We start from the raw sequence: 16,866 nt of genomic DNA, 5'->3' as shown, positions 1-16,866 counted from the left end.
GCTGGAAAGTCGGTGCGAACTAACCGTTCGGTGCATCCGTGGGTCAACCGACGGTTTTTCGCGACAACGGCCGGTTTACGTGACGGCAGGGAAAAGCAGATCGACAGTCGTGCCCGTTTCCGGTTCGCTGGAGATCGCTATCGTGCCACCGACCATTTCCATGAACGCGCGCACCTGCGGAAGCCCGAACCCCGTCCCGCGATCACCTTTCGTACTAAAGAATGGATCGAACACTTCGCGGATGATGTCGGCGGGCATTCCACAGCCTTCGTCTCTGACCCTGACGCGAACGTGGCTCGAGGTGAGGTTGATTCCAGGTGTGTCGGAGCCAGAAACCTGACTGGTGCTGATGGCGATCCTGCCTCCGTTTGGCATCGCGTCCCTCGCGTTGGTGACAAGATTTAAGACGGCCGCGTCGAAGAAGGCGGGATCCAGCAGGCAGTTCGGCAGGTCAGGGGTGAGATCCAAGATAGGACGAACGTCCGGCCCCGCGCCGTATCTGAGAAAAGGCTCGAAGGTGTGCAAATACTCATTCACGTTGCCGACATGGGGGGCGAGGCTCTGATGCCTGGCAAATGCGAGAAGCTGAGAGGTCAGCGCGATCCCTCCGTCGATCGCGATCTTCGTTTCCGCGAGGTATGCACGCAGTTTGGTGGGATCCTCCCAGTTGTTTTCAGCCAGCCTGAGGCCTGACCCGATTGCTGTCAGCAAGTTCCGGAAATCGTGGGCTATTCCTCCGGTGAGTTCGCCAAGCGCTGCCAGCCTGCGTGTCGCAGTTGCCCGCTGCTCCGCCGCAGTGGCGGAAGGTAGCGGAGTCTGAGGCTGGACTGACGTTTCCTGGGTCACCTTGTTGCCAATTTGCGGCTTGGGAAAATCGGACGCCGTTGCCGCATTCGTCACGACGGCCCAGAGCCAATCCGCCACAATTCCTGTTCATAGCATAACAAGACGCAGGATGTCGTCTTACACACGGCAACGGTCGGAAAGCTCAGAATCATACGATGGTCCTCGACTTTCTGAACACCCGGAATGTTTTCGCATAGGACCCGGAGGGCGTCGCGTTCGGCGTCGGACTCTACGGTGCCCCAGAAGGAAACCACGCCGTTCTTGACCGTAAAATTGGGCGTGCTGGCGCTCGGCCACGCCTCATCGCGCAAAGCCAACTGAATGTGCTGACGGATAGTTTCGTCGTCTGCCCTGCAGGCGCTTCGTGGAAGGTTCGCGGTTGCAGCCAAGGCGCGAACTATGTTGGCGCGACTGACTATCCCCACGACCTTCCCGCCGCGCATCACGGGAACCCGCCTTATTTTTCGCTGCGCCAACAGGTCGGCGATGTCCGCGATCGGCGTGGATTCTTCGACGGTTACGACGTTCTTGGTCATAACGTCCACGACGCGGGTTGAATGCTCGCGGCTGTACGCGGCGGCAAGCACCGCCTTGTTCTTGAATATCCTGGACCACCATGACACCGGGCGCGCGGCCGTGCCGATTTCGGCTCGATGGAGGAGGTCTTCTTCGGTCACGATGCCCACCAGAACATCGTCGTCCAGGACGGGCACTCCGCTTATGCCTTGGGTGACGAGGAGTTCGGCGACTGTCCGAATAGTGGTGTCGGACGCCACAGTGATGACGTCGGCGGTCATTACATCTTTGGCCATCAGCATTTTGACTGCTCCTTCGATACCCACGCCTGGGCTCCGATCCCAGCGGGCTGCCGCGGCGTTCGACGACAAGGTCCGATAATACGAAACTGCTCGCTGCAGTTCTCTTGCGTGGAAAGCCCACGCCTCGAGTTCATCCGACAGTGGGACCAGTCGTCCGGACTTTCGAGCCTTGCTGAAGAACCATGGCTCCGAAAGGCCACCTGCTTGGGGACCTATAACAAGAGCTGTCACGAAAGGCCTGGCGGCGATCGTGTCCTCATCCATCAGTCTTTCAAGTGAGGCCCTGACAAGAGTTTCGTCGACGCCTGCGACGGTTCCAACTGATCGGAGCAACTGCCTGTAAGTGGTGGGTATTCCTTGGCACGCGTGCCTGATCAGTTCCTGCTGCAGGCGAATGCTCATGAGCCGTTCCTCCCGCTGCCCCATCGGTCTGCCGAACCTCATAGAGCTTTGCGCAATCGAAATCGGGAGCTCGGATCTAGAAGAAGTATGGAGAGGCATGCAAGCGCCCTTTCCAGTGGCAAGTGCCACTGGGGCCTGAGTTCGGAGACTGCAATCGATGCCCGAGTGTTTACCGAAAAGTGTGCTAGGTCCAACGAAAGTTATTGCCACTTGAATGCAGGTTCGTTGCTTGATCTCGCCATCGAGCCTGACCGGTGGTCATCAACGAATGCACGACAACAGCGTCAGCAAAAGCTCACTGCCGAAGTTGGACCTAAACGGTACTGCCGTTTGAAATGGAATGCAGTCCAGCCATGGCTGGCCCTACAACGGTTTCATCCGCGCTGGCGGACTGCACCGCGTAGACCGGATAGGAGAATTGCGGCATCTCGGGCACGAGGTGAAGCCTGCCTTCCGCTATATGAGGCTGCACCGCACTCATCCTGACATAGCCGGAACCTCCGGCCGAAAGAAGGTAGCTGAGCGCAAGTGGGCCGAGATCGAAAGAGAGATCGGGTGCGACATCCGGGAAATTCATGTCGTGGTGAAGCACAAAGTCGGGTCCCCAATCCGTATACACATACTCAGGGCCGCCTAGAAGGCGCGCTTCGGGATCGGTGGTCACGAGCACGAGCTTTTCTTCCGTGAGCAGGTCAATTTTCAGACCCGGGCGATGCTGGGGCGCGTACATGATCGCGACGTCGACCATCCCCGATGCAACTTGATTGATCAGATCCTGCGGCACATCGACGTGCACCCGAAGCGCGATGTCCGGCAGTGACCGGCGCATCCATCGCACCCAGTCAAGGAGGAGCGGTTGCCAAAGGCTGACCTCGCTGCCGACTGTCAGAACGGCGCGTCGGCCAGGCGGCACGGCAACCTGGTGAAGCGTACGCTGCCATAGCTGAACGAACATCGGTGCGTGACGCAGGAATTGCTCGCCTGCCGGAGTGAGCGAAGCTCCGCCCTTATGCCGAATGAAAAGTGCACGTCCCAGCTGTTGCTCGAGGCTGCGGATTCGGGCGCTCACGGTCGTCTGAGCGACATTCAGCCGCTCCGAAGCCCGAATGAAGCTTCCGGTCGAAACGATCTCGATGAAAGTTCGCGCGAGCTCGATGTCCATCCGACATAGCATAAAACTTGCACTCAAATGTCAAACAACTTCGTTTGTCAGGCAAGTTGCCTGCGCGGTATGCTTCAGCGGACGACAGCCGAGCCCCGTGGTTGATACCGAACGGCGAATGCCGCGGCGGAGTCCGCTAGAGACGGGGATGAAGAGTTCCGATCGCGGGGGCAGCGATGGCAGGCGCCGAGGTCGCGACGGTGCGGCCGGCAGCATTGAGAACTCTTGCCAGGCACCCGCTCACCGACACGGAGCTCGAAGCTTGTCTCGCGGATGGGAAGGAAGACAGGGCAGCGATCCTGCGACGACGGCGGATTGATTGAGTTAGCATAAAAGCTGCACCCAATTGCCGATTAAATTCGTTTGCGTGATACCGAAAACGGTCGGACACTCGGTTGAATGCGGCCCGACCAGCCTCGAGGTAGTTTCGGTTCGGGGTAGACGAAGCCGAAGGTGCCGGCAGGAGAGAATCCGAAGCGGCCGGGCGAACGCTGGCCGTCGCATCGATCTTCCGCGAAATCGAAGCCTCGAGGCCGAGGTAGCGATGGAACACCAATGGGCCGCGTAGGGAGGCGCTCTCGGGCTACGCAGTTCGGAGCGGAATGCCCCAGCGATCGAAAGGAATAGACCATGGCCACTATGCAGCAGGAATCGAACACAGCCAACGGTGTGCGTGCAGTTACGTCCCCGCAGCGCTATTCGGCGATCGTCAAGTTTCTCGACGAGGTCGTGGAAAGAGAATCGAACCATACCCCGACATCCGTTGAAATCTACGCCGTCGGCAACAACTGGTATTGCAATGTTCGCTGCGGCGACAAGAAGACCCGCCCGATGGGACCTTATAGCAAACGGCAGGCGGAGCGAATTCAGGATATCCGAAGGCGGTTGATCGCAAAGAGGGGTACCGCTCGTCTGATGTTCGAGTAGAAGGGGAGAGACCACAAGCCTCGTCGCACATTGCAGTCGGCTGCGTGAACATCCTTGTACGGACGACAGAGGACTCGACGCGAGATCGCCACAACGCAATTGCCCTGGGGCGGCTGCTGATATTGCATGCTACTTTTGAGAGGCAGCGGCTCAACCGGGACAACACAGTTCCTATTGGTACACCGAGCGCCTCGGCGGCGTCGGAATAGGTGAAGCCCAAAACACCAACCAGATGGAGAACGTCAATTCCATGGATCGTTCGGGCACCTTCTGACGTTATGTTGTCGCCGAGGCGGGTGATTTCATTAGGGAAGGAGCAAAGCGATGAAAAAAATGCTTCTCGCAGGAATCGTTGCCCTGTCGGCGTCGTCCTCGCTGGCGCAGACGAGCACGGCCCCCCAGTCAACGGCGCCAGCGGTCGTTCCTGCGACGCCCCAGCAGCCAGGCGGGCGCGGGCCCGCAAATCTCTGCCAGGAGCTCCTCGCCTTCATGAAGGCGCCTGCCGAAGCGGCTACCCCGACCGCAGCTGCCCCGGCTCAGCAGTCTGGCACATCTTCTACCAGCGCAGCCGCGCCCGCCAAGCCCGAAACCGGGACGGGCTCTGCGCAGAAAATTACCGGGCAGACCGGGGTTGCCAGCGATGCTCCACAACCGAGCAAGGAGAAGGTGGCCAACGGATCGGCGACGAACGCGCCCCAGAAGGAAAGCAGGGCCGCGCCGGTGCCCCCCGCCGATAGTTCGAGCACTCCCAAGGATTCGGTGATCAACGCCGCGAAAGCGGAGGAACTGGCCGCCGCCAACGACATTGCGCAATGCCAGAAGACCGCGCGGGAAATGCGAGTGGCCGGCGTCGCCATGCCGCCGCCGTTGCTTGCACTGGCGGCGCTCGACCTGCAGTATCAGCAAAAGTCCGGTGCGGCCCCTCAGGGATCTGGCAATCCATCTGTGACGGGGCAGGATCCAGCGCCGGAGACTCCAGCGCCGCAGACGCCACCGCCACAATGAGAGCATGACTGCGGAATTTTGAGCAGGTGAAAGGGAGAAGGCGGGATGGGTATGATCTTGACCGGAATTGTCGTTTCGATCGCAATTGCGTTCGGGGCCGGCTATTTTCTTCTGAGCGCGCAGCAGCAACAGCCTGCATGGCAGGTCTACAGCAGCGAGAGCACTCGCGTGGGCGATCCGGGACACAATCTGGTCGGTCAAAACTGGACGGGCGAGCCGGGCGACAACTCCACCGCAGCCGCGGGCGGCGAGGAGACGCCTTCCTAGTATGAGATATGGGGGGCTAGTCGGATGTAGACCTGCGTTCGCTGACGTGGATTTCGAGGCCGCGCAATGAAAGTCTGCGAGCACGCCAAAAAAATGCCCGGACCAATAGCCCGGGCATTTTCGATTGTGCGCAAAAACTACTATTCGGCCGGTTCGGCCGCCGAACGCGGCGGTATCGCACCTTTCGCCTCCTGCCTTTCGACCCAAAGGCTATGATGCTCCTTCGCCCAGTTAATATCGACCGTGCCCGAACCCATCGCTTCATAGGCGCCTTCCATCCCGAGCGTGCCGATATAAATGTGAGCGATAATAACGGCGATCAGGATTATGCCCACAGTCGCATGAACATACTGGGCCGTCTGCATGCCGTTTATGTCGGTGAATGCGAACGGGAACAGCATGAATATGCCCGATACCGACAGCGCAATTCCGCCGAGCACGACGGCCCAGAAGATGAGCTTCTGGCCGGTGTTGAAACGTCCGGCCGGCGGATGCGTCCTGTTGGTCTTGTCGAAAAAGCCGCCGCCGACCCTGAGCCAATGCGCGTCATGGCGATCCGGAAGGTTGTCCCAGGCCCATGTCGCCAGCATGACCAATATGCCGAGCATGAAAGCCCAGGAGACGAAGTCGTGGGCGTATTTCGCCCAAATCGACCAGGTTGAAAATGCATCGGCCCCGATCAGCGGCATCAGCAGACGCTTGCCGAAGATAAAGTTCAAGCCGGTGATGGCCAGGATGATGAACGCCGTGGCAGTCATCCAGTGGGTCAGCCGCTCCAGAGCACCGAAGCGCAAGATCCTTACTCTGGATCCGGGAGCCAGTGTGCGGATGCGGCCCCTGTAGAAATAGAACAGCGCCAGCAGCAGCAAAATGCCGAGTATCGCGATGCCGCCGATCCACGGCAGCCAGCCCTCGTGGAAGCTGCGGTAGTCGCGGCCTTGCGGCTGCTCGAGCAAGCCGGCGGCCGTATTGGGCAGGGTGACGCGACCCTCGATCTTCTGCAACTCGTCAAGAAGCTGCTGTTCGCTCACCGCCTGTGCGGTCGGGTTGCTCCCGGATGGAGTTTGCGCGTAAACGGGCCCTGCCACCAGCAGGGTGAGCGTCATGAACGCTGCGATAGCCTGCGGCGTCACTCCACCAAGCCTGTTGTCCGGCATTTCTGCGTCCTCCGTGATAGCTCCGGTGCGCGCGGGACGAGCCCGACTGCCTCCTAGACGTCGATTGTTTCCCGATAGGCCGTCTGCCAGCCCCAGGCTCCCGAACCATAGCCACGCTGCGTCACGCGCTCCTTGTAGATCGCCGCGATGATCTCCCCGTCGCCGGCCAGGAGCGACTTGGTTGAACACATTTCGGCGCAAAGCGGCAGCTTGCCTTCAGCCAGCCGGTTGGCTCCGTACTTGGCATATTCGATTTCGGTGGAATCACCTTCCGGGCCCGCGGCGCAGAAGGTGCATTTGTCCATCTTGCCGCGCGAACCGAAGTTGCCCACACGGGGATATTGCGGGGCGCCGAACGGGCAGGCGTAGAAGCAATAGCCGCACCCGATGCACAGGTCCTTGGAATGGAGCACCACCGCGTCCGCCGTGGTGTAGAAACAGTCGACCGGACAGACCGCCGCGCAAGGCGCGTCGGTGCAATGCATGCACGCCATCGAGACGGATCGTTCGCCAGGCTTGCCGTCATTGATGGTGACGACGCGGCGCCGGTTGATGCCCCATGGCACGTCGTGCTCGTTCTTGCAGGCGGTGACGCAGGCATTGCACTCGATGCAACGATCGGCGTCGCAAAGGAATTTCATCCTGGCCATTTCCGTTCCTCCCGTTCACGCCGCAACGATTTGGCAAAGCGTGCACTTCGGCTCCTGCATGCCCGTCACCGGGTCGTAGCCGTAGGTGGTTATGCTGTTGACGCTCTCGCCGAGAACATATGGATCGGAGCCCTGCGGATAGTGGGCCCGCAAATCCTTGCCCTGGAACCAGCCGCCGAAGTGGAAGGGCATGAAAGCGACGCCCCGGCCGACGCGCTCCGTGACCAGGGCCTTCACCCGCGCCTTCGCGTTGTTCTCCGCACCATTCACCCAAACCCAGGTCCCATCGCCGATGCCGCGTTCGGATGCATCGGCCGGGTTGATCTCGACGAACATCTCCTGCTGCAGCTCGGCCAGCCATCTGTTCGACCGCGTTTCCTCGCCACCGCCTTCATATTCGACGAGCCGACCACTGGTCAGGATAAGCGGGAACGTTCTGGCGATGCCCTTTTCCACCGCCGCCTGCTGCACGCTGAAGCCAATGTTCGGCAGCCGGAACTGTGTGGCGTCGGGATAGGTCGGATATTTTGCGACCAGGTCCACCCTCGGCGAATAGATCGGCTCGCGATGGGTGGGCACCGGGTCGGGCAGGTTCCACGCTACTGCGCGCGCTTTGCCGTTGCCGTAGGGATGGCAGCCATGGCTGAGCACGACGCGCTGGATGCCGCCTGACAGGTCTGTCGACCACGAGACCTTGTTGATGTCGTCGCCGATCGTTTCTATCACGGCGCGTTCCTGCGCCGTCAGGTCCTTGTCCCAGCCGAGTTTCTTGAGCACGGCCATGGTGAACTCCGGATAGCCGTCGGTGAGTTCCGAGCCTTGCGTGTACGAGCCTTCCGCCAGCAGGGTCTGGCCGTTTCGTTCGACGCCGAAGCGGGCGCGGAAGGGGCTGCCGCCGTCCATGACATGCAGGCCGGTGCTGTAAAGATTGGCCGTGCCCGGGTGGCGGATCTCAGGCTTGCCCCAACATGGCCAAGGCAGGCCGTAATAGTCGCCACCGACCTCGGGATCATCCTTGGGAGCCCGCATCGTCACCAGGTCGAACTTGTGCTGGTTCTTCATGTGCGCCTTGAGCCGCTCCGGCGACTGACCGCAATAACCCGTCGACCAGCTGCCGCGGTTCATCTCGCGCAGCACCTCCTCCGGCACCGGCCGGTCGCCCTCGACCGCAATCTTCTTGAACATCTTGTCGGCAAGCCCGAGCTTCTTCGACAAGAGATAAATGACCTGGTAGTCGTCCTTCTGCTCGAAGCTCGGCTTTACGATCTGCTCGCCCCACTGGATGGCCCGATTCGAGGCGACGCGCGAGCCTGACGTCTCGAACTGCGTGCAGACCGGCAAGAGATAAGTGTGGTCCTGACGCCCCGCCTCCAGGGCCAGTGATGCCCAGGTCGTGGGATGGGGATCGGCGACGACAAGCAGCTCCAGGCCTGTCAGGCCTTTCATCGATTCGGGGATACGGACGATACTGTTGCTGGCGTGGCCCTGAATGAACATGGCGCGCATGCTGTCACGCTGCCCTATCTCGTCCTTGGGCAGCGAGACGGAATCGAACCACCTTGTCAGCGGTATGCCCGGGGTTTCCATGGCTTCCTTCGAGTCGAACTGGCTCAGCAGGTCCTCGTAGGGGATCTCCCAGACGCGAGACCAGTGCTTCCAGGCGCCTTCCGTCAACCCGTAATAGAAGGGCAGGGTGACCACATCGAGCCCGATATCGGTCGCGCCCTGGACGTTGTCATGGCCACGGAAGATGTTCGCGCCCGTCCCCGGCTTGCCGACATTGCCGGTGGCGAGGCACAGTATGCAACTTGCGCGTGTATTGGCGGTGCCAACCGTGTGGTGTGTCTGGCCCATGCACCAGATCATCGTCGACGGCTTCTGCGTGGCGAACAGCTCGGCGACGTGCTTCACCTGATCGCCAGGCACGCCGGTGATCTGCTCAACCTCCTCCGGCGTGTATTTCGCGACTTCCTTGCGGACCTCATCCATCCCGTAGACGCGCTGCGCGATGAATTCCTTGTCCTCCCAGCCGTTCTCGAAGATGTGCCAAAGCATGCCCCACAACAGCGCTATGTCAGTGCCGGACCGGAACCGGACGTACTCGGTCGCATGGGCGGCGGTGCGCGTGAAACGGGGATCGATGACGATCAGATTGGCCTGGTTGAGTTCCTTGCCTTCCAGCAGATGCTGCATCGCTATCGGATGCGCCTCAGCCGGGTTGCCGCCCATGATGATCATGGTCTTCGAATTGCGGATATCGTTGAAGGAGTTCGTCATCGCGCCGTAGCCCCAGGTGTTGGCTACGCCGGCGACGGTCGTCGAATGACAGATGCGGGCCTGGTGGTCCTGATTGTTTGTTCCCCACAGGGCCGCGAGCTTGCGGAAGAGATAGGTTGCTTCGTTGGAAAACTTGGCCGACCCCATCCAGTAGACGGATTCCGGGCCGGACTTTTCACGGATCTCGAGCAGTTTGTCGCCAATGCCATTGATTGCGTCGTCCCAGGAGACACGCTCCCACTGCCCTGCGGTGAGCTTCATCGGGTATTTCAGCCGGCGGTCGCTGTGTACGAGCTCGCGTACGCTTGCTCCCTTGGCGCAATGGGAGCCGCGGTTGATCGGGCTGTCCCACGAAGGCTCCTGACCGGTCCAAACCCCGTTCTGGACTTCGGCGGTAACGGTGCAGCCGACCGCGCAATGCGTGCAAACGCTTTTCTTCAGTTCTATGGGCACGCCCGGCTGCGGCGGACTGATGGCTGCCGCCTTCTGAACGGTGCCGAGCTGGAACGACCCGAGTGCAGCCATTCCGCCGGCCGCGAGACCGGAACGGCGAAGGAAGGTTCGCCGGTCGATGGGAGCGGAGGCGACCGTGCCCATCAGGGTGTGCAATCTTGTGCGGCTCGCCTGACCGCTCTTGCGCTTGGTCAGCATGGCGCCCTCATTTCTTCAATGTCTCATAACCGTTCACACGGTAGAATGCCTTGACGTGCTCGGTCTCGCGGTAGCGGGCCCTCGTCTCCTCCTCACCGGGATCGTAAGCTTGCGCTTCTCCTGGGGTGAGCGTCACGGCGGCGGCGGCCACGGCGGTGGTGGATGCGCCGCCGAAGGCGCGAAGGAAATTGCGGCGGTTCATTGCCGTCTGTTGCTTTTCCTGCATCTGCCTTCCTCCCTATGCGTCGACGCGATCAGGTCACGAGCTTGGTCGCGCCTCCATGGCAAAACCATCGGCTTCGATGTCGATGAAAATCCGCCCCAACGCGCCGACTGCCCGGTAAAACCTGGCCGAGGCCGCGTTTTCCAGATCGGCGAAGAAACGGCTTGCCCAGGGCGCGATGTGACGTTCAAAGAAGTCCCGCTCCTCGCCGGCGGGAACGACGAAATGTGTGGCGGCAAAGCCGCTCATGATCTCGAATAGCGTGCCGAGATGATCTTCCGGGTCAAAATGACCGTCCGCGCGTTCAAGGCCGAGGCGCCTCATGTCCCCGCGCAGGCGGGCAAGCGGCCGTTCGTTGAGAAAGCCGGTCAGGTAGTATGAGGCGTAGGGAACGAGTTCGCCGCGCCCGACCCCGATGAAGAGCTCGAAATACTCGCGACTGACGGCAACCGGAGAGGCCGAAGAAGCGGCTTGGGCGAGTGCGGCATGAGCCTCGCCGAGCGGGGTCTCAGCGTCGCCCCGCAACCCGGAAAGCCGCGCTATGAGGTTTGCATCCGGAGCGGCCAGGAGAAGCGTGGCGAGCAGCGCGTACTCATCCGCGCGTGCGCTGTTCACGTCGTCGACGTCAGCATCTTTTACGCCGCGAACCAGAGCGTCAGCTCCGCGCGACGTGCCGATTGCCTCCTCTAGGTGCAAGTCTGGGTTCATCTACTGACCTCGACCGTGCCCCTCAACGAGTGGGTAGAGTGAATTCTAGTGCCCGGCCCGGCAATTGCAACAGCGACTGTGCCAAAATGGTCACAAATCCAGATCAGCGCGGCATGGCGCCGCCATGGCGCCGCTGGCGATTGATCGGCGATGATTCCGCAGCGCCGGCTCCTTCGTCGCGGTCGATGGCGGTCCCGGCGACGTCGGCCGAAGGGGATTGGGGGTTTGCCGGTTCGATCGAACTGTCCGGCGTGACAGAATCCGACCCGTCGGCTGAGGCGTTCACGTCCTCGTCCGCCAAGACGGCGCTGGCCGCTGGCGCCGTCTCCGGCGCCTGCGAAGCCATGGCGGCGCCTGCTGGATCAGTCGGGTTGCCGCCGCTCGACAGGAAATCCACGACAGGTTCGCTGGATGCTTTCAAGGGACCGAAACCCGGCATGGATCCAGGGCTGTTGAAGTCCCAGGCATATTCGGAAGGCCCGATATGATCACGAATTGCCGGATCGAGCGACCACATCTTGCGCAATGCGGCGCGCTTCAACATCTTGGGAACGCCTTTGCGCAGGAAGGCTGAAAGATCGCTTTGAGCGGTCAGATCCTCGACGCGAGGGAGGGGCTCGGCGGGCTGGGCGGCCTCCGGCTCCACAATTGCAGGTGCAAGCTGCTCCCCGGTATCGGCCGGCGCCGCCGCTGCGTCAGGCGCAGGCTGATCGGTCTCCGGCCCCGCAGTCGAACTGTAACGCGCCGCCTGTTTGAGGCGCGACCAGCGGGCGAAGACATTGTCGCTCCCCGCGCTCATTCGGCATCATCCCTCGTTCCGTAACGAGGACCGCGCCTGGCCAGGGCATTGGTGTCCGCCCGATCGCGCTTGCGCTTGATGAAAGGACGCTCAACGTGATGCGTCTCGACGAAGGCGGCCAGCCATTGCTGAAGCTCGATCGGCATCGGCACGGCCTCGATGATGTCGGGGCCAGCCTCGGTCAGCGACTCGCCTTCGAAAGGGTCAGCGGTCACCAGGTGCAGCACAACTCCGGGTGGAGCATCGCACGACCGGAGCGCGATCCAGAGGCTAGGCCGCCCCGAACGGAGGTTGTCCCGGTACATGCCCGTGTCGCACCCGAAGAGCTCGAGCTTGAAAGTTCCGGCGTAGAAGCGCGTCAGGCCGTCGGATTCGTGCAGCACCGACCATGGCGCAGCGCTTGGCGCGCCCGCCAGCACGGCCACAGGCACCCAGACATGGTCGATCCACGGGTTGTCCCGAACCCGTCGCTCGACGATCACCCCGACTTCCGCAGTCTCCCGCACCATTGCACCAATCCTCCTAGTTCACCGTCCTAGTTCACCGTCCCTTGGGCGCGAAACGGCAGGCCAGCGACGAGGTTCTGCGGCTTCATGCGGATCGTTCGGTCAGGGGTCATGGCCATTATGAGCCAGACGGGCCTGGCGCCCACCTGCGGCTGAACTTCGCCCGTGTCGGAGAAGGTGAGCCGGAATAGTGCAATGACGCGCTTTGCAGTCTCCGGGTCAAGTTCACCGCCGGCCCAAAGCGTATTGCCGATGCGGGTCGCTTCGGCGTCGAGGCCGACGAACCAGGCCCAGTCCTCGTCCTCGATCCGCTCCACCGGCTCGATCTCGACGCCCACCGCAACAAGATGGCGAATCCAGATCTCCATTGCGGTCGCAAGGCCGCGCCGGGCCGGACTCCGTGCGCTGCCGAGCTTAAGCACCATATCGAAAGCGTCGCTCCTGGCGAAGTAACTCTCGGGGTTGTTCTCGTCGAGTATCTCCAGTTCCGTGACTGCTGGACCACCAAGCATGCCGAGGAGCGGCGAAGCATGGCGGTTCTGTTCATGCAGTTCGATGGTTTCGGCATCGGCGAGAAGCACAGCCCCCTCGTGAGACGTCACGCGTTGTGGCCGATAAAACAGCTCGGCGGCTCGCACAACGCAGGCGTCGTGCTGACCATCCAGCGCATTGCGCAGGACGACCTGCGCAAGCTGGTTCATGAACAGCGGCGGAATATTTTCGGCCGAGCCGCGCGCCAGCGCGACATACGCGGCCTCGAGTGAGGGAGCGGCCAGAACATGGTCGCGAAAGGCAATCATGAACTCCCAGTTCTCGCGCGCATCCGGGTCCTCCAAGGCGGCGATCTCCTGCTTTGCGACCGGCCGGCGCGGATGATGCATCAAGAGTTCGTGATGCAGGCGCAACTCCGCCGGGCAAGCGGTCGCCGGGGGGAGAAGCTCTGGCCGCGCAAAATACGCCTTCAGAAAGGAGTCGGTCACCAGCAGGCGCCCGGCCTCATCCCTGTCGAGAAGGTGATGACCTGAGGAAACCCAGAAATCCTTCACTTCTGCCTCCCGGCCAATGCAAGGAGATCGAACTTTTCCGTCGACGCGTCCTCGCCCTCGATTTCGACAAAGCGGAATGCCGTTGCCGGCTCCAGCCGGCTCGCCTTGCGGTGCAGGGTGCGAAAACACTCTCGGGTGCCGGCCTGTTCGCTGGTGCGGTTGACCCCGATCAGCGTGTTTGGCGGGTGGTCGCACAGCGATTGCGCGAAGGCTATCTCCTCTTCGGCGGCGGCGCGCGCCGTTTCAATGTCCGGCGCACCGCATCGCACCACAAGCTGCTCGGCCAGCCGATCGACGGCTGCCGCGCGATCATGCGCGGTCGCGTCGGTGACCACGACGAGGGTGGACCAGCCGAAGCTGTCAATGCCGAGGAACGCGGCGCGGAACGCCTGCCGTTGCTTGCCGGAAAGCCTGGCCACATCGGCGCCGAAGAACAGGAAGGTGCCGGTCACCGCCCACTCGCCCGGTTCTGCAGCGCGCGAATAGACAAACGTGTCCGATGGATCGAGGCGGATCGTTCGCGGCAGCTTCAAAGCCATGGCGTGCCCGTCATCGGATCGAGCCAGGAGGGCCTGGCAAGCGCCTCGGACAGGCTTTTTCGCTCGCGGAGCCCGTGAGAGGCCGTGTGGGAAATCACTAGATCACCGTTGCCGGCAAGCTCTGTATGCTCATCGCCCTTTCGGGGCAGCCGGTCGAGCCAGCGGCTGGCGATCGAACCGAAGCCGGTATCGCTCCATTCGTGGAATGCGGCCATCAGATGGCGGGAGAAGCTCGCAACGATCTCACCGGCATCGAGCGCAACGAAGCCGAGTTCGTCAAGCGCGCCAAGCAGCGGACGCAGACCGGGCTCGCCGGCGCGGATGACGGCGGTGCGGATCATACCGGAGAAGACGAGCCAGTCGGGGATTTCGTTCTCCCGTGCCCCTTCCGGCCAGCCCAAGCGGGCGCCGCCGACGAGAACCCCGTCCACGCGAACAGTGTCGGGCCAGTCGAAGGTGATGGGCCGCGACGGCGGAGCATGGACCGCAAGTGCATCGGCAAGTGCGTTCATGCCGGCATAGATCGCGCGACGCGCATCCTCCAGCGGGTCATCAGGCTCAAGCACCACTGCGAATTCGGCCAGATCGTAGCGGCGCACCCAGGCAAGCGTGCCTGCGCCTTCGTCCGCCGCGATCGCGCAGGCGTGCGCAAAGGCGTCACCGGCCTCTCTCAGCGGCACGAGGCTGTAAGGCGGTGGCAGTTGGAGGTCGCTGACAGAGGGCCGCATAGGCCGATCCATATTTTGATGACGGCGACTGTAATGTCTTTATAATACTTCCAGGCAAGAGGCGCTACCGCGTGGACAAGCAAGATGCCACGGGAGTCGGAATGAGCCTGGACAAACGACGCACGGTCCTGGTCTGCTCCTGCGAGCGGAGCATGCCACGCTTCGGCACCAGCGTCGCCCGCGGATGCAAGGGCGCACGGGTCGAGGCGGGGGACCAGTTCTGCGGCGCGGAACTCGACCGGGTGCGCAGCGCCCTGAGCGGCGGCGAAGCAGTCACCATCAGCTGCACGCAACAGGCGCCGCTTTTCGGCGACCTCGCCGAGGAACTCGGTTTCGCAGGCGATCTGGTTTTCGCAAACATTCGCGAGACGGGCGGCTGGTCGCAGGATGCTGCTGCCGCCGGCCCGAAAGCGGCGGCTCTGCTCGCCATGGCGGCCGAACCCGCTTCGCCACCCGCGCTGGTTACGCTTTCGAGCAATGGTGTCGTCCTGGTCTATGGCTGCGACGCGACGGCGATCGATGCGGGCCGGCAACTCGCCGAAAAGCTGGACGTCACTGTGTTGCTTAGCCGCCCGCGCGAAATCGCGCCGCACCGGGTCTGGGATTTTCCCGTCATGCAGGGAACGATCCGGCAAGCGCGCGGCCATCTTGGCGCCTTCGAGCTGACAGTCGACGATTTCGCGGCGCCCAATCCATCTTCGCGCGATCGGCTTGCCTTCGGGATATCGCGGGACGGAGCGGTCTCGAACGCCGACATCATCCTTGATCTCTCCGGCGGGGTTCCGCTTTTTCCTGCTCATGAATTGCGCGACGGCTACGTCAAGGCCGATCCCGGCGATCGCGCCTCCGTTGCCATTGCGATCGCAAGGGCAGCTGATCTGGTTGGCGAGTTCGACAAGCCGCGCTTCATCGATTTTTCCGCTGATCTGTGCGCCCATTCGAGATCGCGCATCACCGGCTGCACACGGTGCCTCGACCTGTGCCCGACAGGGGCAATAACGCCTGCCGGCAACCACGTCGCGATCGATGCGGAAGTATGCGCCGGCTGCGGCAGCTGCGCGGCGGCATGTCCCACGGGTGCTGCCGCCTACGCCGTGCCGGATGCCGAGTCGCTGCTTCGGCGGCTGCGGACGCTTCTTCTTACCTATCGTGAGGCGGGCGGCCTGGATGCGATTGTGCTTTTCCATGATCTCGGCCATGGCGAGCCGCTGATCGACGCACTTGCCCGGTTCGGCGCGGGGCTGCCCGCAAATGTCCTGCCGGTCGCGGTGAACGAGATAACCCAGCTAGGGGTCGAGGCGTGGACCGCGCCAGTCGCCTGGGGCGCTTGCGCCGTAAGGGCGCTGTCGTCGGCCAAGCCAAGGCATGAGCTTACGGGAATTGCCGCAAACATCGCGATCGCCAATCTTTTGAGCAGGTCTCTCGGTTATGGCGCGGGGGTCTGCGGATTGATCGAAGCGGATGATCCCGACATCCTCGCTTCGGCGCTGGACCTGATTACCCCAGACGTTGCGTCGCGGCGCCCGGCGGCATTCCTGCCGCTCGGCAAGAAGCGCAGCCTGCTGACGAGCACCATGCTCGAGCTCCATCGAGCTGCGCCGACGCCGGTCGACCGCGTGGCGTTGCCTGCTGCAGCTCCGTTCGGCGGCCTGGACGTCAATGTCGACGGCTGCACGCTCTGCCTCTCTTGTGTTTCGGCCTGTCCGACGGGGGCGCTTTCCGACAGCGAACAGCAGCCGGCCTTATATTTTTCCGAGAACGCCTGCGTGCAGTGCGGCCTTTGCGCCGCGACCTGCCCGGAGAAGGTCATCACCTTGACGCCGCAGGTGGATTTCCAGGCATGGGGCGCTCGCAGCCGGGTCGTGAAGCAAGAGCAGCCGTACAACTGCATCCGCTGCGCAAAGCCGTTCGGCACAAGGAGCACTGTCGAGCGGATCGTCGCCAAGCTCGAAGGCAAACACTGGATGTTTGCAGGCGAGAACGCACGGCGGCTCGACCTTGTACGGATGTGCGACAATTGCCGCGTCGATGCGGCCATGAATGAGGGCTTCGATCCTTATGCAGGCCCTGGCCGCTCGCCGCCGCGAACCACTGAAGACTATCTGCGGGAGCGTAAGGCCTCGAGCGACAAGGCGGTCTGAGCCTTGGGGCTGAT

The 16,866-nt window shown here is 62.3% G+C and carries 17 protein-coding genes; 4 read left to right on the top strand and 13 right to left on the bottom strand.

Going from position 1 to position 16,866, the window contains the following annotated elements:
• Positions 1–75: 75 nt before the first annotated feature.
• The 3 genes from NMG70_RS16925 to NMG70_RS16915 form a co-directional block, all read right to left on the bottom strand.
• Positions 76–924: a sensor histidine kinase gene (locus NMG70_RS16925; protein ID WP_254025596.1), complete on the bottom strand. Its 849-nt coding sequence runs from the start codon at positions 922–924 to the stop codon at positions 76–78.
• Positions 897–2,066 carry a CBS domain-containing protein gene (locus NMG70_RS16920; RefSeq protein ID WP_254025595.1) on the bottom strand — a complete coding sequence of 390 codons (1,170 nt, stop codon included), beginning with the start codon at positions 2,064–2,066 and terminating at the stop codon, positions 897–899. Before NMG70_RS16920 ends, NMG70_RS16925 begins: the two co-directional genes overlap by 28 nt.
• 313 nt (positions 2,067–2,379) lie before the next feature.
• Positions 2,380–3,228, bottom strand: coding sequence for a LysR family transcriptional regulator (locus tag NMG70_RS16915; RefSeq protein WP_254025594.1), 849 nt, complete (start codon positions 3,226–3,228; stop codon positions 2,380–2,382).
• 630 nt (positions 3,229–3,858) lie between these two features.
• On the opposite strand from NMG70_RS16915, the gene NMG70_RS16910 reads away from it, so the two are divergent.
• From NMG70_RS16910 to NMG70_RS16895, 3 genes are all read left to right on the top strand, one after another.
• Positions 3,859–4,155: a hypothetical protein gene (locus tag NMG70_RS16910; protein ID WP_254025622.1), complete on the top strand. Its 297-nt coding sequence runs from the start codon at positions 3,859–3,861 to the stop codon at positions 4,153–4,155.
• A 324-nt stretch (positions 4,156–4,479) separates the two neighbouring features.
• Entirely contained in the window at positions 4,480–5,160 is a 681-nt protein-coding gene (locus NMG70_RS16900) for a hypothetical protein (protein WP_254025593.1), read from the top strand.
• Positions 5,161–5,205: 45 nt separating this feature from the next.
• Positions 5,206–5,427: a hypothetical protein gene (locus NMG70_RS16895; protein WP_023797592.1), complete on the top strand. Its 222-nt coding sequence runs from the start codon at positions 5,206–5,208 to the stop codon at positions 5,425–5,427.
• 140 nt (positions 5,428–5,567) lie between these two features.
• Here NMG70_RS16895 and NMG70_RS16890 read toward each other — a convergent pair whose 3' ends face one another.
• From NMG70_RS16890 to NMG70_RS16845, 10 genes are all read right to left on the bottom strand, one after another.
• Positions 5,568–6,584, bottom strand: a complete 1,017-nt coding sequence (locus NMG70_RS16890; protein WP_436798403.1) for a formate dehydrogenase subunit gamma — start codon at positions 6,582–6,584, stop codon at positions 5,568–5,570.
• Positions 6,585–6,637: 53 nt separating this feature from the next.
• Positions 6,638–7,234 (bottom strand): formate dehydrogenase FDH3 subunit beta, encoded by a 597-nt coding sequence (gene fdh3B / locus NMG70_RS16885; protein WP_027151217.1) that lies wholly within the window; start codon positions 7,232–7,234, stop codon positions 6,638–6,640.
• A gap of 15 nt (positions 7,235–7,249) precedes the next feature.
• Entirely contained in the window at positions 7,250–10,162 is a 2,913-nt protein-coding gene (locus NMG70_RS16880) for a formate dehydrogenase subunit alpha (RefSeq protein WP_254025592.1), read from the bottom strand.
• 7 nt (positions 10,163–10,169) lie between these two features.
• The gene (locus NMG70_RS16875) at positions 10,170–10,388 is read right to left on the bottom strand and encodes a formate dehydrogenase (RefSeq protein WP_029350210.1); all 219 of its coding nucleotides are present in this window, start codon (positions 10,386–10,388) and stop codon (positions 10,170–10,172) included.
• A 33-nt stretch (positions 10,389–10,421) separates the two neighbouring features.
• Entirely contained in the window at positions 10,422–11,093 is a 672-nt protein-coding gene (locus tag NMG70_RS16870; RefSeq protein ID WP_254025591.1) for a TorD/DmsD family molecular chaperone, read from the bottom strand.
• Positions 11,094–11,196: 103 nt separating this feature from the next.
• Positions 11,197–11,892 carry a DUF3306 domain-containing protein gene (locus NMG70_RS16865; protein ID WP_254025590.1) on the bottom strand — a complete coding sequence of 232 codons (696 nt, stop codon included), beginning with the start codon at positions 11,890–11,892 and terminating at the stop codon, positions 11,197–11,199.
• Entirely contained in the window at positions 11,889–12,401 is a 513-nt protein-coding gene (locus NMG70_RS16860) for a DUF3305 domain-containing protein (protein WP_254025589.1), read from the bottom strand. Before NMG70_RS16860 ends, NMG70_RS16865 begins: the two co-directional genes overlap by 4 nt.
• Positions 12,402–12,427: 26 nt before the next feature.
• A complete protein-coding gene (locus tag NMG70_RS16855; RefSeq protein WP_254025588.1) occupies positions 12,428–13,444 on the bottom strand; it encodes a DUF6352 family protein in 1,017 nt (338 codons plus the stop codon).
• A complete protein-coding gene (locus NMG70_RS16850; protein WP_254025587.1) occupies positions 13,441–13,983 on the bottom strand; it encodes a DUF6505 family protein in 543 nt (180 codons plus the stop codon). The genes NMG70_RS16855 and NMG70_RS16850 overlap by 4 nt, the downstream gene beginning before the upstream one ends.
• Positions 13,974–14,711: a biotin/lipoate--protein ligase family protein gene (locus tag NMG70_RS16845; protein ID WP_254025586.1), complete on the bottom strand. Its 738-nt coding sequence runs from the start codon at positions 14,709–14,711 to the stop codon at positions 13,974–13,976. Before NMG70_RS16845 ends, NMG70_RS16850 begins: the two co-directional genes overlap by 10 nt.
• Positions 14,712–14,812: 101 nt before the next feature.
• Between NMG70_RS16845 and NMG70_RS16840 the strand changes: the two genes are divergently transcribed.
• Complete coding sequence (locus NMG70_RS16840; RefSeq protein WP_254025585.1) at positions 14,813–16,852, top strand: 4Fe-4S binding protein; 2,040 nt, start codon at positions 14,813–14,815, stop codon at positions 16,850–16,852.
• Positions 16,853–16,866 lie beyond the last annotated feature (14 nt).

The organism is Mesorhizobium ventifaucium, from assembly GCF_935822925.1.
Classification (GTDB): domain Bacteria; phylum Pseudomonadota; class Alphaproteobacteria; order Rhizobiales; family Rhizobiaceae; genus Mesorhizobium; species Mesorhizobium ventifaucium.
This window is presented reverse-complemented; position numbering and strand designations above follow the sequence as displayed.

What these genes read in the sequence shown, in the direction of transcription:
- NMG70_RS16920 (WP_254025595.1), bottom strand. Translation starts at nt 2,066, where the DNA reads ATGAGCATTCGCCTGCAGCAGGAACTGATCAGGCACGCGTGCCAAGGA.
- NMG70_RS16915 (WP_254025594.1), bottom strand. Translation starts at nt 3,228, where the DNA reads ATGGACATCGAGCTCGCGCGAACTTTCATCGAGATCGTTTCGACCGGA.
- NMG70_RS16910 (WP_254025622.1), top strand. Translation starts at nt 3,859, where the DNA reads ATGGCCACTATGCAGCAGGAATCGAACACAGCCAACGGTGTGCGTGCA.
- NMG70_RS16900 (WP_254025593.1), top strand. Translation starts at nt 4,480, where the DNA reads ATGAAAAAAATGCTTCTCGCAGGAATCGTTGCCCTGTCGGCGTCGTCC.
- NMG70_RS16895 (WP_023797592.1), top strand. Translation starts at nt 5,206, where the DNA reads ATGGGTATGATCTTGACCGGAATTGTCGTTTCGATCGCAATTGCGTTC.
- NMG70_RS16890 (WP_436798403.1), bottom strand. Translation starts at nt 6,584, where the DNA reads ATGCCGGACAACAGGCTTGGTGGAGTGACGCCGCAGGCTATCGCAGCG.
- fdh3B (WP_027151217.1), bottom strand. Translation starts at nt 7,234, where the DNA reads ATGGCCAGGATGAAATTCCTTTGCGACGCCGATCGTTGCATCGAGTGC.
- NMG70_RS16880 (WP_254025592.1), bottom strand. Translation starts at nt 10,162, where the DNA reads ATGCTGACCAAGCGCAAGAGCGGTCAGGCGAGCCGCACAAGATTGCAC.
- NMG70_RS16875 (WP_029350210.1), bottom strand. Translation starts at nt 10,388, where the DNA reads ATGCAGGAAAAGCAACAGACGGCAATGAACCGCCGCAATTTCCTTCGC.
- NMG70_RS16870 (WP_254025591.1), bottom strand. Translation starts at nt 11,093, where the DNA reads ATGAACCCAGACTTGCACCTAGAGGAGGCAATCGGCACGTCGCGCGGA.
- NMG70_RS16865 (WP_254025590.1), bottom strand. Translation starts at nt 11,892, where the DNA reads ATGAGCGCGGGGAGCGACAATGTCTTCGCCCGCTGGTCGCGCCTCAAA.
- NMG70_RS16860 (WP_254025589.1), bottom strand. Translation starts at nt 12,401, where the DNA reads ATGGTGCGGGAGACTGCGGAAGTCGGGGTGATCGTCGAGCGACGGGTT.
- NMG70_RS16850 (WP_254025587.1), bottom strand. Translation starts at nt 13,983, where the DNA reads ATGGCTTTGAAGCTGCCGCGAACGATCCGCCTCGATCCATCGGACACG.
- NMG70_RS16845 (WP_254025586.1), bottom strand. Translation starts at nt 14,711, where the DNA reads ATGCGGCCCTCTGTCAGCGACCTCCAACTGCCACCGCCTTACAGCCTC.
- NMG70_RS16840 (WP_254025585.1), top strand. Translation starts at nt 14,813, where the DNA reads ATGAGCCTGGACAAACGACGCACGGTCCTGGTCTGCTCCTGCGAGCGG.